Source organism: Alteromonas sp. H02 (assembly GCF_059682525.1).
Genome location: NZ_CM185021.1, coordinates 1163108 through 1177643, shown reverse-complemented (window position 1 = coordinate 1177643; position 14536 = coordinate 1163108). Strand labels below are relative to the sequence as shown.

Annotated in this window: 14 protein-coding genes; 10 read left to right on the top strand and 4 right to left on the bottom strand. The window is 51.3% G+C overall.

The window, feature by feature from the left end:
* Positions 1 to 10: 10 nt before the first annotated feature.
* Together AC566Q_RS05340 and AC566Q_RS05335 are read left to right on the top strand one after the other, a co-directional pair.
* The gene (locus AC566Q_RS05340; protein WP_105936458.1) at positions 11 to 406 is read left to right on the top strand and encodes a DUF2721 domain-containing protein; all 396 of its coding nucleotides are present in this window, start codon (positions 11 to 13) and stop codon (positions 404 to 406) included.
* Positions 387 to 977 carry a GNAT family N-acetyltransferase gene (locus AC566Q_RS05335; RefSeq protein ID WP_499614567.1) on the top strand — a complete coding sequence of 197 codons (591 nt, stop codon included), beginning with the start codon at positions 387 to 389 and terminating at the stop codon, positions 975 to 977. Before AC566Q_RS05340 ends, AC566Q_RS05335 begins: the two co-directional genes overlap by 20 nt.
* A 42-nt stretch (positions 978 to 1019) precedes the next feature.
* Here AC566Q_RS05335 and tyrS read toward each other — a convergent pair whose 3' ends face one another.
* Complete coding sequence (tyrS, locus tag AC566Q_RS05330) at positions 1020 to 2219, bottom strand: tyrosine--tRNA ligase (RefSeq protein ID WP_499614563.1); 1200 nt, start codon at positions 2217 to 2219, stop codon at positions 1020 to 1022.
* Between the two features lie 184 nt (positions 2220 to 2403).
* Here tyrS and AC566Q_RS05325 point away from each other — a divergent pair, with 184 nt between their 5' ends.
* The 4 genes from AC566Q_RS05325 (at position 2404) to AC566Q_RS05310 (ending at position 6551) form a co-directional block, all read left to right on the top strand.
* A complete protein-coding gene (locus AC566Q_RS05325; RefSeq protein ID WP_499614559.1) occupies positions 2404 to 3720 on the top strand; it encodes an OapA family protein in 1317 nt (438 codons plus the stop codon).
* A gap of 4 nt (positions 3721 to 3724) precedes the next feature.
* A complete protein-coding gene (locus tag AC566Q_RS05320; protein ID WP_499614557.1) occupies positions 3725 to 4852 on the top strand; it encodes an anhydro-N-acetylmuramic acid kinase in 1128 nt (375 codons plus the stop codon).
* Between the two features lie 33 nt (positions 4853 to 4885).
* A complete protein-coding gene (locus AC566Q_RS05315) occupies positions 4886 to 5350 on the top strand; it encodes an Lrp/AsnC family transcriptional regulator (protein WP_499614555.1) in 465 nt (154 codons plus the stop codon).
* A 76-nt stretch (positions 5351 to 5426) separates the two neighbouring features.
* A complete protein-coding gene (locus AC566Q_RS05310; RefSeq protein WP_499614552.1) occupies positions 5427 to 6551 on the top strand; it encodes an alkene reductase in 1125 nt (374 codons plus the stop codon).
* Between the two features lie 58 nt (positions 6552 to 6609).
* Here the strand turns inward: AC566Q_RS05310 and AC566Q_RS05305 are convergent, their stop codons facing one another.
* Positions 6610 to 8391, bottom strand: coding sequence for a trans-sulfuration enzyme family protein (locus AC566Q_RS05305; protein ID WP_499614549.1), 1782 nt, complete (start codon positions 8389 to 8391; stop codon positions 6610 to 6612).
* Positions 8392 to 8493: 102 nt separating this feature from the next.
* On the opposite strand from AC566Q_RS05305, the gene AC566Q_RS05300 reads away from it, so the two are divergent.
* Positions 8494 to 9456, top strand: a complete 963-nt coding sequence (locus AC566Q_RS05300; protein WP_499614545.1) for a D-2-hydroxyacid dehydrogenase — start codon at positions 8494 to 8496, stop codon at positions 9454 to 9456.
* Here AC566Q_RS05300 and AC566Q_RS05295 read toward each other — a convergent pair.
* On the bottom strand, positions 9453 to 10025 hold the full coding sequence (locus tag AC566Q_RS05295) for a glutathione S-transferase family protein (protein ID WP_499614544.1): 573 nt from the start codon (positions 10023 to 10025) through the stop codon (positions 9453 to 9455). The genes AC566Q_RS05300 and AC566Q_RS05295 overlap by 4 nt on opposite strands.
* 76 nt (positions 10026 to 10101) lie before the next feature.
* Positions 10102 to 10446: an iron-sulfur cluster insertion protein ErpA gene (gene erpA / locus AC566Q_RS05290; protein ID WP_105936467.1), complete on the bottom strand. Its 345-nt coding sequence runs from the start codon at positions 10444 to 10446 to the stop codon at positions 10102 to 10104.
* Positions 10447 to 10656: 210 nt separating this feature from the next.
* Here erpA and AC566Q_RS05285 point away from each other — a divergent pair, with 210 nt between their 5' ends.
* The 3 genes from AC566Q_RS05285 (at position 10657) to AC566Q_RS05275 (ending at position 14534) form a co-directional block, all read left to right on the top strand.
* The gene (locus AC566Q_RS05285; RefSeq protein WP_499614540.1) at positions 10657 to 13101 is read left to right on the top strand and encodes a CHAT domain-containing protein; all 2445 of its coding nucleotides are present in this window, start codon (positions 10657 to 10659) and stop codon (positions 13099 to 13101) included.
* Positions 13102 to 13125: 24 nt separating this feature from the next.
* Positions 13126 to 13908: a phytanoyl-CoA dioxygenase family protein gene (locus tag AC566Q_RS05280; protein ID WP_499614535.1), complete on the top strand. Its 783-nt coding sequence runs from the start codon at positions 13126 to 13128 to the stop codon at positions 13906 to 13908.
* 86 nt (positions 13909 to 13994) lie between these two features.
* On the top strand, positions 13995 to 14534 hold the full coding sequence (locus AC566Q_RS05275) for a PH domain-containing protein (protein WP_499614530.1): 540 nt from the start codon (positions 13995 to 13997) through the stop codon (positions 14532 to 14534).
* Positions 14535 to 14536 lie beyond the last annotated feature (2 nt).

Genomic DNA, 14536 nt, shown 5'->3' with positions numbered 1-14536 from the left:
GCGTTTTATTATGACTATTGATATTTCAACGCCGGCCATGTTGTTCCCGGCGATTTCCCTTTTGCTACTGGCTTACACCAACCGTTTCCTCACCCTGGCGTCGTTAATTCGCCACTTTGATAAGGGCGAAGACAATGAGAGTACCCAGGCGCAAATCAAAAACCTGCGCAAGCGTATTCATTACATTAAACGCATGCAGGAGACCGGCGTGTTCAGCTTCTTTCTGTGCGTATTATCGATGCTGGCCATCTACCTGTCGTATCAGTTAGCCGGTAACTGGCTGTTTGCCGCCAGTCTGGTTTTTCTTCTTTATAGTCTTTGGCAGTCGGTTCTGGAGATCCGGATATCGCTGGATGCCCTCGACGTACACTTACAGGGAATGGATCTTGGCAAAACTAAAAAATAGCGCTGATATTACCTATACAGCGCTCACCCCGGACCATTTTGCCGCAGTCCTGGAACTGGGCAACCGGGTGCAGGGCGAAGGCTATCTGAATCTGGACAATTTAACCGATTATTACCAGCGCGGGGTAAAAGACGGTATTAATGCTGGCATCGTTGCTTTTTATCGCGAGAAGTTAGTCGGCTTTCGCCTCACCTTTGCCCAGGGCCAGTGGGATATAGATCAGTGGGCAACCCCTGCGGAATGGGACGTGGATCCCGCAACGGTCTGCTACTTTAAATGCAATACGGTAGATCCGGCGATGCAGGGTTACGGGATTGGCTCCACTTTACTAAGCAAAGCAGTCGACGCCGCTCAGCGTCAGGGCAGTAACGCGGGCCTGGCCCATATCTGGCTGGCCAGCCCTGGCAACAGCGCGTTTAAATACTTCAGTAAGAATGGCGGCCGACTCATTAAAGAGCACCCTAATAAATGGCAATATGCGGCCATGTATGAGGGCTACGACTGCCCGGTGTGTGATTCACTTTGTGCCTGTGTGGCAGCGGAAATGCTGCTGACGTTTAACCAACAATAATAATGTATAAAAGTGCGCTGCAGAACGCAGCGCAACAGAAGCTTACGCCAAGGTGACGCGGGCAAACTTACGCTTACCTACCTGATACACCTTTTCACCCTGTTCAGTGAGTACTAAACGGGTATCAGTGACTTTTTCACCATCAATTTTTACAGCGCCCTGCTTAATCATGCGCATGGCATCAGACGTTGAGCCAACCAGACCTGCTTCTTTCAACAGGTAACCAATCGCGACTTCACCGTCGGTTAATGCGACAGTCACTTCCGGCATGTCATCAGGAATGGCATTTTTCTGAAAACGCTGGATGAAGTCCTGATGCGCAGCTTCTGCGGCCTCTTCCGAATGGAAGCGGGCAATGATTTCTTTCGCCAGCGTAATTTTAATGTCGCGAGGGTTCGCGCCATCCGCCATTTGCTGCTTAAGCTCAGCAATTGCGTCCAGCGGCTTGAAGCTCAGCAGGTCGTAATAGCGCCACATCAGCTCATCCGAAATGGACATGATTTTGCCAAACATCTCATTCGGCGCGTCAGTAATGCCGATGTAGTTGTTTAACGACTTGGACATCTTTTGCACGCCATCAAGGCCTTCCAGCAGCGGCATCATCAGTACCACCTGTTGAGACTGGCCCTGCTCTTTTTGCAGTTCACGTCCCATCAGCAGATTAAAACGCTGATCGGTACCACCCAACTCAACATCGGCTTTTAGTGCTACAGAATCCCACCCCTGAACCAGCGGATATAAGAATTCATGAATGGCAATAGGCTGCTCGTTGGCATAACGCTTTTTAAAGTCATCACGCTCAAGCATTCTGGCCACGGTCTGACTGGCTGCCAGCTTGATCATGCCTGCCGCGCCCAGTTGATCCATCCACTCAGAGTTAAAACGAATTTGCGTTTTCTCCGGGTCTAGGATTTTGAAAACCTGGTCCTGATAGGTTTTAGCGTTAGTAAGCACTTGCTCTTTTGTAAGTGGCTTACGAGTAACATTCTTACCCGTCGGATCACCGATTAAGCCGGTAAAATCACCAATCAGGAACACAACGTTGTGACCTAATTGTTGGAAAGCGCGCAGTTTGTTGATCAGGACCGTGTGGCCTAAATGCAAATCCGGTGCGGTCGGATCGAATCCCGCTTTAATGGTTAGCGGCTTGCCTGACTTTAACTTTTCAATCAGGGCATCTTCGGGCAATATTTCGTCAGTACCCCGTTTAATTTCGGCCAGGGCTGCTTGCCAGTCACTCATTTTTCTGCTTCCATCTAACTTCATTCTGGGCGGGCATTTTACGCGCGCCGACCGTCTATTAAAACCCTTTACGCACTTTATGCGCCCTACAACGCAAATATTTGCCGTTTTGTGCCTCTGATCCGTTGAATTTTGCTTGATCCCTCTAGCATCTAAGGGCCGAAACCGCTATTCTCAGGCTGTTATGAGAAAGATATTTAGACCTCAATTACTCACTGATTTAGTTAAGCAAATGCCGCGGCCGCACCGTATTGGTCTGGTGGCAGCCAGTGCATTTGTTGGATTACTCATTTTACTGCCGTCTGAAAAGGTGGAAGCGTCGCGCCATACAGAGTCGTTGATCCTGGAAACCGGCAAGCGTTATCCACTGTCGATGACGTTAACGCAATCCGATGTGCTCATTGAGCAGGATGACGAACCTCAGTGGCAAACCTACACGGTGAAAAGCGGCGATACGCTGGCCAAAATATTCAAACGCGCCGGTCTCAGCCCTAAAGATACCTACGCAGTCAGCCATGCAGGTGAACAGGCAAAAACCCTGGTAACCCTGCTCCCCGGTGACAGGCTGGACCTTAACGTGATCGATAATCAGTTTGCCGGATTACGTTATGCACTGTCGCCTACCGATACCCTGTATATCGAACCTCAGGAAGACAGTGACGAACTGCTATCCCATATCGACAGCAAACCGGTTGAAGTGCGTCACAATTTTGCTCAGGGCGAAATTACATCAAGTTTCTGGAACGCCGGAGTGGCTGCAGGCCTGACGGATAACCAAATAATGCACCTGGCCGGCATTTTTGGCTGGGATATCGACTTTGCCATGGAAATACGCGCGGGCGACACATTCAATGTGGTCTTTGAAGAGCGCTATATTGATGGAGAGTTTGTTGGTTTTGGCGATATTGTTGCAGCCGAATTTGTTAACCAGGGTGAAAAATTTGCCGCCATTCAGCACGAAGACGGCAACTACTATACCCCTGAAGGCCGCAGTATGCGCAAGAGCTTTCTGCGCGCGCCGATAAACTTTAAGTACGTGAGTTCCAATTTTACTAAAGCACGTTTTCATCCGGTACAAAAACGCTGGAAAGCGCACCGTGGAACCGATTACGTTGCGGCAGTAGGCACTCCGGTAATGGCAGCCGGTGATGGTAAAGTCATCGAGGCCAGCTACAACAAATACAACGGTAATTACGTGTTCATCCAGCACGGTGAGAAGTACATCACCAAATACCTGCACTTTAAGAAGAAAGCAGTAAAGAAAGGTGACATGGTAAAACAGGGTCAAACCATTGGTTATCTCGGTAGTACCGGGCTGGCGTCAGGCCCACATGTACATTATGAGTTCCTGGTAGACGGCGTGCATCGTAACCCGCGAACCGTGGATTTACCCAAGGCGCTGCCTATCGACCCGAAACAGCGCGATGCCTTTATGCAAATCGCCGAGCAACGCCTCGCTCAACTCGGCACTTCACGCCGTATAATGCTGGCCATGCAATAAACCCATGGCCTACTATATTGGCGTGATGTCGGGAACCAGTATGGATGGTGTAGACGCCATCCTGACTGATATTACCGATACGTCCATCGCGCCAATAGCCGCAGTTTCAATACCTTACCCAGCCGAACTTCTCGAACTACTGCATCAGCTTTGCACTGTTAGTCCCAACGAAATCAATCACCTTGGCCAGGCCGATCGGGCCGTAGGCCGGGTATTTGCTGAGGCGGTAAACAAACTGCTGGCAGAACAGCACTTATCACCGGCGGACATCCGCGCTATTGGCTCTCATGGTCAAACCGTGCGTCACTATCCCAACGGCCCCCCTGGCCACCAGGATGACAACGGCTTTACCCTGCAAATCGGCGATCCTAATACGATTACCACGCTTACAGGTATTGATGTGGTCGCCGATTTTCGCCGTAAAGACATTGCCTATGGTGGCCAGGGCGCGCCATTAGTACCTGCCTTTCATGCCGCCAGGTTTGCCGAAGCCGGCGAACACCGTGCCATCGTAAATATCGGCGGCTTTGCCAATATTACCGTGCTCGAGGGCGTAGATCCCGGTTCGACCCGAGGCTTTGATACCGGGCCAGGTAATACGCTGATGGACGCCTGGTGCTTACAGCACCTGAACCAACCCTTCGACCGCGACGGAAATTGGGCTGCCAGCGGCACGGTTAACCAGCCATTATTGACTAGCCTGCTCACCGACCCCTATTTCTCGGGTACCGGGCCAAAAAGTACCGGCCGGGAATATTTTAATCTGGTCTGGCTCCGCCATCATCTGCGCGACCTTGGTACCAGTATCGCCCCCGAAGATGTTCAGGCCACCCTGCTGGCCCTCACGGCTACAACTATTGCTAATGCAATACGAGCACTGAAACAGGTGCAGCAATGCTATGTATGCGGTGGCGGTGCGTTTAACGGCCAGTTAATGGCACAGCTTAAAAAACGACTCCCGGACTGCACGGTAAAAGCCACGGATAGCCTGGCATTGCACCCGCAGTGGGTTGAGGGCGTTGCCTTTGCCTGGCTGGCGTGGGCCTATTTACACCGGGTGCCGGGTAATGTGCCGAATGTCACCGGCGCATCGCGCCCTGTGGTGCTCGGTAGCCTGACACTGGCTGATTAATTAACCTACCAGAATCGTAAGGGAAAACGGATAATGCGTAAACTTGATGAAACCGACATCGCCATACTGGCCTGTATCTTCAAAGACCCCTGCATTACCAACAAAGCCATAGCCAGCCATGTGGTTCTGGCGCCGTCTTCCTGTCTTGAACGCATTAAACGCTTACAAAATGAGGGGATAATTTTAGGCGCCCGCAGCCAGTTCAATTACACCTTACTCGGCGGCCATATTCAGGCCATGGTGGCAGTACGGCTAGCTTCACATAACCGTGATACCGTTGCTCAGTTTCAACACCAGCTGGTCGAGCAGAAAGAAGTGCTCAGTGTGTTTCATATGGGCGGTGAAAATGACTTTTTACTCCATGTGTGTGTGCCCGATGCCTTGCATCTGCGCGACTTTATTTTTACTCAGGTTACCGGTCGGGATGAGGTGGTCCACGTGGAAACCACCCTCATTTATGATCACGTTACCAGCAACTCCCTGCCCTACTTCGGATAAACTAAAAACCACATTGCTGCGTAGTAACTGGGTTAGCGCATGAGCGCAGCTTTTCACTACAGAGCAAGGAGACTTGATGACAGCACCGCATTTATTATCCCCGGTCGCATTTGCCGGCCAGACGCTGAAAAACCGTATGGTACTTGCCCCTCTCACCCGCGGCCGTGCGGGCCCGAACAGAGTACCCAACAAGATCATGGGCGATTACTATGTGCAGCGGGCTTCAGGCGGCCTGCTGATCAGCGAGGCAACCAGTATTTCTCCAGAGGGCAATGGCTGGGTGGATGCGCCAGGTATTTATACCAGTGACATGACGGCCGGCTGGAAAAGTATCACCGACAGAGTGCATAACGCAGGCGGCCGTATGGTATTGCAGTTGTGGCACACCGGCCGCGCCTCACACAGCGATTTCCACAACGGCGAACTGCCTTTTTCGGCATCGGCAGTGGCCATTAACGACGGGGATGGTATTTACACTCCTGAAGGCAAAAAACCTTTTGAGGTGCCCCGCCCTATGGCCGTTGAAGATATTAAGCGCACCGTTGAAGATTATCGTCAGGCCGCTATTAATGCCAAAGACGCAGGCTTTGACGGCGTTGAAGTGCACGCTGCCAATGGCTATCTGATTAATCAGTTTCTGGATAGCCGCAGTAACCAGCGTGACGACGACTATGGCGGCAGTCTGGAAAATCGTTACCGCTTTTTAGCTGAAGTCATGCAGGTGGTTCTTGACGTCTGGCCTGCCGAGCAGGTTGGCGTGCGCTTATCCCCTAACGGCGTATTTAATGATATGGGCGCCGATGACTACAAAGAAACCTATCTGTTTGTAGCGGATAAGCTCAATCAGTTGGGGATCGGCTATCTGCATGTCATGGATGGCCTGGCGTTTGGTTTTCACGAGCGCGGCGAAGCCATGACTCTGCAGGACTTCCGCCATATATATAAAGGCTTACTGATAGGTAATTGTGGCTACGATAAAGACACGGCTGAGCAACGCATCAGCAGCGGTGACGCCGATATGATTGCCTTTGGCCGCCCCTGGATCACTAACCCGGATTTACCTGAACGGTTCGCCAATGATTATCCGCTTGAGTCATTCGATGATCCAAGTCACTGGTACGGTGGTGGTAGCGAGGGTTACAGCGATTATTCAGACTACCAGGCAGCCGCTGGCATCGACCAGGCTGAAAAGCTCGTTTAATCGGGCAATTGAGTATCAATGGGGTATCTTTCGATACCCCGTTTTGTTTGCCCTATTGTTACTTCAACATGTCTACCAGTGTCGGTTGAGAATCATAGTATTGAGCGTGGACGTCTGCCGCCACGCGCTGGTGCAACTCGTCCAGTCTCGCCGGCGCCATAAAGCCATCACTGAATCCGGGATGAATCGGATCGATAGCCTGCTTTAGCGCTAGCACGAAATGCGCGATGAGTGATTTAACACAGTCACAGCCCATGGCAATACGCATGGTGGTTAGCGCAATACCGGCCTTTTGCTGCTCAGCGCGACTCATTTCAGAATGTGAGGTTAGCGCCGGGCACAGGATCAACGTGTTGGTCTGACCGATGCTTATCTGGTGGCCGAAAGCCGGTTCCAGCGAATCAAAGAAACGCGCAAATTGCACCCGGTACAGTTTCGGCAGGTCGAGCTCAGCGGTAAACAGCGCACAAGGCCAGCCATGACTATGTAGTTGTTCGCGCAGGCCGGCATTTTCGTGATGACTCAAGGCGTGGCTGTTTACTTTAATGTGCGGATGGGAGTCGAGGAAATGGGTAAATACCTGGGTGTTAATCACCTTGGTTAGCATTCGCTGAGTCAGCGTCTTCATACCGGTCAGTACGTCAAAGGCCTTTTCTGAATCAAGGAATGCGCCCTTAATATAATATACGTCCCAGAACAGGGTTTGCGACCAGTCGACGCCCTCACAATGGGTGCCTTTGGGTTGGAACATACGATGGTTTTCACCAATCACCACGCCTGCAGTAGTGGTGCCGGTACCGCAGATATCCTTGGTATAGCTGTGCACCACATAGTCCGGCCGGCAGTGTTTATCGGCATGTTGCAGGGGCTTATGCAACACCGGTGTAGCCAGCGTGGAATCGAGCATGACCAGCAGCTGCTGTGCATGGGCCAGTTTGCAGATACCCGGCACATCCAATACCAGACCATGGGGGTTGCAGGGCGATTCAATGTACACATGCAAACGGCTACCGCCAGCCAGCTTATCGGCATACTGGTGTTGTACGTCGGCAAGATGGTCGGCAAACTCGTCCGCCGAATAGCCGTCAAACCAGGCCAGTGTCACGTTTAAGCGGTTCTCGCGGGCAAAGTAATCGTGCAGTAACTGATACACGCCGCCATACACATTGCGTGACACAATCAGGATGTCACCGTGGCTTAATACATTTGATAACAGCGCATCGATAGCTGCCATACCGGAGTTGAAGTTCCAGGCCAGATAAGCGCCTGCCTGATCGCCGGCTTCCAGATCCACAATAGCATTGGCCAGTGAGATATTGGTCGGATTCATCAACCGGCTATAGATCTGATGCGTTGACTCCTTGCCTTCAAAGGCGTCTTCTATCCATTCCGTACAGGCATACACGTAGGTTGCGGTTTTCACCACCGCCGGTGTCGCCGAGAACAGCGCCGGCACGTTGTCAAAAATCGGATAGTGTTGCGGTGCGGATTTATTCAGACTTTGCCAGGTTTGCCGAAAGGGGTTTTGCAGGGTATCGAGTACTTTGGCTATCTGAAACGATAAAAACTTCTTAGCATTGAAATAGCTCAGTTTGTCGGTTTGATCTAACCTTTCCAGCGTATCTCGTGTAACCTGCCAGAGTTGCTGGACGCCTTGCTGTGCGCCATACAGATGACGCGCTGTGTCGGCCAGCGCCTGACCGTAAGCGGTGTCAGGGCGAATATTAAAATGCGCCAGTTGCTCTTCTACCAGTTGCTCTACCGAGTTAGCGTCGCTGGTATGGCGGCGGGGCGACAGTGGGCGACAGGTCTCCACGGATAACGATGAGTTTGATTTCATATGAGTTCCTTTTTGCTTTAAACTGAATATAATTCGGATCATAAACAAAACTAAGGAATATAATTCACATAAAAATCACAAATAGGAAACTTTTCTTTACTTATGGCCACTTCTACGTCAGCTGCCACCTGGCAATTCAGCATCTTAAGCCGCGACTACCAGGTCTACTCAGCGCTTCTTGCGTCGCTGTTGCCAGACAACGTCCGCTTGTCGATTGCTACCGATGACCCTGAACAGTTTGATTGCCAGCACGTCCAGCTGGCGCTGGGCGATCCTGATTTGCTGGCACAGGTCGTTAACCAATGCCAGCAATTATGCTGGCTGCAATCCACCTTCGCAGGTAATGCGCCTTTATTACGCGCGGGCAAACGAGATTATCAGCTTACCGGAGTAAAGGGGATATTCGATCAGCAAATGCGCGAGTACGTGTTTTCCTATCTGCTGTATTTTGCGCGCAATATTGAAGGCTTTACCGAAGCGGGACAGGCACCAGCCAATAAATGGCAGCCGCCGGGGTTTGACGCTCTGGCAGGAAAAACTCTGGGTATCGCGGGAGCCGGTGACATTGCCGCCAGCCTGGTGGATGTGGCAACGGTATTTGATATGAAAGTGGTGGGGCTTAATCGCCATGGCAGTGCCACAGCCGACTACACGCAGGTGTATACCCCTGATAACAAACTGCAATTTGCTGCCGCCTGTGACTTTGTACTGAGCCTGCTGCCCGACACACCCGCTACCCGTCATTTCATCGATGCGGAATTTTTAGCAGCCATGGCGCCGCACAGTATTCTGATTAATGCCGGAAGAGGTGTGGTGGTCGATGATATCGCCCTGATCCAGGCACTTTCGACACAGCAACTGCGCGCAGCGGTACTCGACGTATTTGTAGACGAACCCTTAGCCGACGATCATCCTTACTGGACTTTGTCCAATGCTTACGTCACCCAGCATACAGCGGCTATTTCAAAAGAGCAGGACGTGGCGGTGATATTTAAAGGCAACCTTATAAGGTTTCTTGAAAACGCCCCGCTCATCTACCTTTTTGACTTCGACAGGGGGTATTAAACCCGCGGGTCGGTTTCGGCAATATCGTCCTGTGTTTGCTGCTGTTGCCAAAAGGCCTGTAGCGCAGGATAAGCATCGAAGCTGGCTAATTCTCTGAAAGCTACCCAGTCCAGTAAACAGAACAGGCAAATTGTCGGATAATCCCACCGTGAAAAATGCCCTGCCTCTACTTCACCGTTAAGCGTAGCCAGCAAGGTATCAACGCGTTCATTATTGAGCTTGAAAAACAGCTTATCCGGTTGGTTTGCGATGTCGGAACGCTTAAGCATCATCAGTTGCACAAACGTATCGTTGGCCGCATCAATCAGGGTCAGACGATTTTCTTCCGGCCAGCTAAGGGGCGCCAGTGCGAACTTTTCACTCAAATAACGAAATATCACTCTGGAGTCATAAATGATTAACTCGCCGTCTTCCAGCATTGGTACTTTGAGGGCCGGGTTCTTGGCTCTCAGGAGTTCGCGGCCCGGCCCTGCAAAAATATCCATGTTGATAAACTCATGGTCTTTACCGGATAAAAACAAGCGAATACGACGAACATAGGGTGACGTGGTAGAGCCATAAAGTTTCATAGTATTAATCCCTGTACGCAAATTTAAAAGAGGCCCGAAAGTAAAAAGCAGCCCTTAGGCTGCTTTATGATAATCATTAAACACTAAAGCTGGCCCCGCAGCCGCAGGTGGTTGTAGCATTCGGATTATTCACCAGAAACCGTGAGCCCTCCAGCCCATCCACGTAATCAACCGTGCCGCCCACCAGATACTGCAGACTCATTGGGTCTACCACCAGAGTCACCTCGTTCTTTTCAATGGCCATGTCGCCTTCGTTCACTTTCTCGTCGAAAGTAAAGCCGTACTGAAACCCCGAACAACCGCCGCCGGTAACATAGACCCGCAGTTTCAGGTTCGGATTTTCTTCTTCTTCCACCAATTCACGGACTTTCAATGCCGCCGCGTCTGAAAAATCAATGGGTAACGCCATCTCTACTGACATATTCACCTCAATCCTGGGCCGATCACACTCGGCAATTAATAGCGGTATTATCTAATACCTGAGTAAATACATCAACTATTGTCAGACCTGATCTGACCGCTGCTGACCAGTAAATATAACTCGCTTTGTATACGCATTCTGCCCATGGCAGGTTTACTGTCGCCGGGTTTATGACTAAATTTGACAGACAGGCTGAAGAAGGTGATTGCCGTGCGTCGTATTTTACTCCTTGTTATCGCAGTATTTGTTACCGGGTGTACCTCCAATGTTACCCGCTCAACCTTAAGCGGGGATTATAAAACCCTGGCCGATGAGGGACAGCAAACGCCGGAACTGTTGTCACTGCCCACCAATGAGCTGTGGGCTTATTGTCAGAGCTTTGTGAAGAGCCGGGTATTTACCCCCATTGATGGCTGCTTAAACGAACTCGATAAACGCTTTGAAGACGCCGATGACACCTTACTGTACATGGTACAGGGCTGGTTTGATACACAGTTTATTGCCCCCGGCGCCTTCGGTGAGGGCATGCTCACCGAACTGAAACTCGAAGCGGCAATGGCCAGAGGCAATATCAAGAACACCGAACGGCTTGCCAACTCACTTTATGATCTGACCACAACCTACGCCTATCCACTGGCGGTTACCGATACCGACTATGCTGACAGATACCCGCAAATTGCCGGCTACGATGAAAGTGGCTACAGCAATATTTACCGCTTAAAACATCAGGTGCTGGCACTTGGCACACTGGGGTTAATGGCTGCCCGCAATAACCAGCCTGAACTCGCCAGCGGTTATGCCAGAAAAATCGCTGCCATAGACGCGTCATCGACTAACGCCGCACAGTGGCGACTGCCCCAGGCCAAAGCGCTGTGGCTGGGACGTATCTATTTAACCCTTGGCGACTTTGAGGAGGCCTACCAGGCTTCCGTTATCGAAAAAAACGCCATGTATGAATTTCTCGATGGACTGACGACCGCGCTCGATGTGATTGGCCCGATAATGTATGCCGCCATGGTAGATGCCTATGGCGACACCGATTATAAAACCGCACTGAATTTTACCGCTGAGTTTGAACCGCGCTTTATGCGCCATCAGGCAGAGCTTGAAACCGGCCGCCTGGCCGCGGCACAAGAAGGTTATCAGGCCATTATTAACGAGCCTAAGGTAAAAGGCTTCGGCACCGTATACTGGCAGGCACTTTATGGTCTGGGCCGCATTGCCGACTTACAGAGCAAAAAAAGTCAGGCTATCGACTATTACCAGCAAGCCATTGCGGTTATTGAGCGACAACGCAAGAGCATGGATACCGAAGCCGGGCGCATTGGTTTTGTTAACGACAAGCAGGCGGTATACGGTGATCTGGTATCGTTATTGGTAAAAGAACAGCGCTTTAGCGATGCCTATGATTATGTGGAACGTGCCAAGGCCCGCGCGCTGGTAGATTTACTCGCCACCAAACAACGCTTTGGCAGTCAGCTACCGCCCGCCACCGAACAAGCCCTTACGTCTCTACAATCTATCGAACAACAAGCGCTCGAGAACGATGGCGGTATCACCAACGAAGCCACACGCGGTATTGCAGTGCAATTAAAAGCCATAAAACAAACTACGCCGCAGCTTGCTTCCCTACTGACCGTAGCGCCGCCCTCATTACCCACGATTCAGCGTCGGTTGGGCAAACAGGAAACCCTGCTGCTGTATTTTTTCAGTCAGGGGCGGCAGCCTGAGTTATTTACTTTTGTGGTAACGGCCTCATCTCTCGCCGTGCATTCTCAGCCGTTACCGGCACTTGAAGAGTCCATTACATCCCTGCGGGATGCTATTAATCAGGGTACAAGCACCGCCTGGCAACAAGAGGCGGTGCAGCTTTACAACCATTTAATTGCGCCAGTAAATGATAAACTCAGCACTGCCAGAACGCTTACCATAGTGCCCCACGGCGTGCTGCACTATCTACCGTTTAACATTCTTACCGCTTACGACAATCGCCTGCTGAGTGAACAGTTTAGTTTGCGCCTGCTGCCCGCGGCCTCGGTACTGCAGTTTGTGGATGAAAAGGTGGCTGGCGAGCAGTTGCTGGCCCTGGCCAACCCTAATTTAAACGCGCCGGAGCTGGATTTGCCCGGCGCTCAGCGCGAAGCCCGGCAAATCAGTGCACTGTGGCCGCAAAGTCAGGTTTTCAGTCGCGCACAGGCGTCTGAAAGTTTATTAAAACAACAGTCGGCGAATTTTCAGATTATCCATCTGGCCTCGCACGGCGTATTTAATCCTGATGCGCCTTTACAGTCGCGGCTGTTTCTGGCTGCCGATGCTGCCAACGATGGCCTGCTAACAGTGCCTGAAATTTACGATTTAAACCTCAATGCCAACCTGGTGGTCCTGTCGGCCTGTGAAACGGGTCTGGGTGATATCTCTGCCGGTGATGATGTGGTGGGCTTAAACCGGGGCTTTCTGTTTGCCGGAGCCAACGGTATTGTAAGCAGCCTGTGGCAGGTGCCAGACGAAGCCACCACCTATCTGATTAGCCGCTTTTATACCTATTTACAGTCTGAAACACCGAGTTCAGCCCTGGCAGCTGCGCAGCAGGATACCCGCGCGGTTTACCCGCATCCCTTTTACTGGGCCGCGTTTCAACTAACCGGCGGACAATAAGCCGCCGCTAAAAAGGAGGTTTTGGTGTTGGCCAGTACAGATATCGCCTTGGAGTACGAACAATCGGGTTACGTTTACAAACATGCTTTTCTTGACCAACACGAGCTTGAGCAGTTGCGCCGGATCACCGCGCACTTTCACCAGCACTGGCTGCAGGAAAACCAGAACTTTTACCGGCAACGGGCGATTAACTCAGCCTACCTTACTCATGCCAAGCGTATGTCAGATGAAGACCGGCACACAATGTTCAACATCATCGGCTCAGCCAAAATGGCGTTGGTCGTTAAGCCGTTATTGCCCGATGGTGCGGCATTTATGAATACCCAGTTATTTTTTGACCCACATAACCCGCAGCAGAAAAATTACTGGCATCGCGATACTCAGTATCTCTACTCACCCGAGGAAGAACAGGCACAACTCGGCTCTACCCGTGTATTGCATTACCGCTTAGCGCTGTATGATGAACCGGGTATCGAGCTAATTCCCGGTTCGCATAACCGCTGGGACAACCCGGAAGAACTCGACGTCCGGCTGGCTCGCAACGGCCGCGAGACTTTTCACAACTTACCCCGTGGTCAGCAAATAAAACTCAACGCTGGCGATTTACTGATTTTCGATGCTTCTATGCTGCATCGCGGCTTATACGGCAATAATCGTTTTGCCCTGGATGTGCTGTTTTGCGAAGTGCGTCAGGATCTCCTGCAACATGTGGACGCAAACTGCCTGCCCGGCGAGCCTATCCTCGGCGAAATCGACTACCCGGCACCTTTTGAAGCCAGCCGCAACGCCCTGCGACAAACTCCGTAACAATTTAACCCGGCGCGGATATTTCACCGCTTTGTGGTGGTGGTATAGTAGACCTACGTCAATCCCGGTTAAATAACGTTGCTACTATGGAACATCCCTCAGTCACTAATCATCCGCTTTACTCTCGGGAACTACCCTGTCTGGGTGAACTGCCAGGCGAACCGGTTTCACCCGCCTACCGCAAACTAAACCTGACGGTAACAGTGGTTATTTCGTTGTTGGTGTTTGCGGTATTACTGATTGTGGCTTACCAGCCCTGGTTTACGCTGCCGGTAAAACTGGAATTTTCCTTAGGCGTTGCTGGTGCGATCACTGCCCTACTCGGCGGGCTGATTTTTACTTACCACTATTTTGCCGACCGGCTGATTTATTACACTCTGAGAGAGCAGGATATCGTGCTGTTTAAAGGACTGGTTTTTAAAAAGGTCATCTGCCAGCCAATGTTACGGATCCAGCATATTGATGTTCAACGGGGGCCTCTTGAGCGTCTGGCCGGATTGGCAACACTGAAAGTCTATTCTGCCGGTGGCAGCGACCATACGCTGGCTATTCCGGGACTGTCCGAAGAGACGGCCGAGAAGATGCGCCAGTTTGTATTAAACCATTCAGACCTCACTCGGGATTAGTC

Bases quoted from the DNA above. Each gene is read 5' to 3' on its own strand.
- AC566Q_RS05340 (WP_105936458.1), top strand. From the start codon at position 11: ATGACTATTGATATTTCAACGCCGGCCATGTTGTTCCCGGCGATTTCC.
- tyrS (WP_499614563.1), bottom strand. From the start codon at position 2,219: ATGAGTGACTGGCAAGCAGCCCTGGCCGAAATTAAACGGGGTACTGAC.
- AC566Q_RS05325 (WP_499614559.1), top strand. From the start codon at position 2,404: ATGAGAAAGATATTTAGACCTCAATTACTCACTGATTTAGTTAAGCAA.
- AC566Q_RS05320 (WP_499614557.1), top strand. From the start codon at position 3,725: ATGGCCTACTATATTGGCGTGATGTCGGGAACCAGTATGGATGGTGTA.
- AC566Q_RS05315 (WP_499614555.1), top strand. From the start codon at position 4,886: ATGCGTAAACTTGATGAAACCGACATCGCCATACTGGCCTGTATCTTC.
- AC566Q_RS05310 (WP_499614552.1), top strand. From the start codon at position 5,427: ATGACAGCACCGCATTTATTATCCCCGGTCGCATTTGCCGGCCAGACG.
- AC566Q_RS05305 (WP_499614549.1), bottom strand. From the start codon at position 8,391: ATGAAATCAAACTCATCGTTATCCGTGGAGACCTGTCGCCCACTGTCG.
- AC566Q_RS05300 (WP_499614545.1), top strand. From the start codon at position 8,494: ATGGCCACTTCTACGTCAGCTGCCACCTGGCAATTCAGCATCTTAAGC.
- AC566Q_RS05295 (WP_499614544.1), bottom strand. From the start codon at position 10,025: ATGAAACTTTATGGCTCTACCACGTCACCCTATGTTCGTCGTATTCGC.
- erpA (WP_105936467.1), bottom strand. From the start codon at position 10,446: ATGTCAGTAGAGATGGCGTTACCCATTGATTTTTCAGACGCGGCGGCA.
- AC566Q_RS05275 (WP_499614530.1), top strand. From the start codon at position 13,995: ATGGAACATCCCTCAGTCACTAATCATCCGCTTTACTCTCGGGAACTA.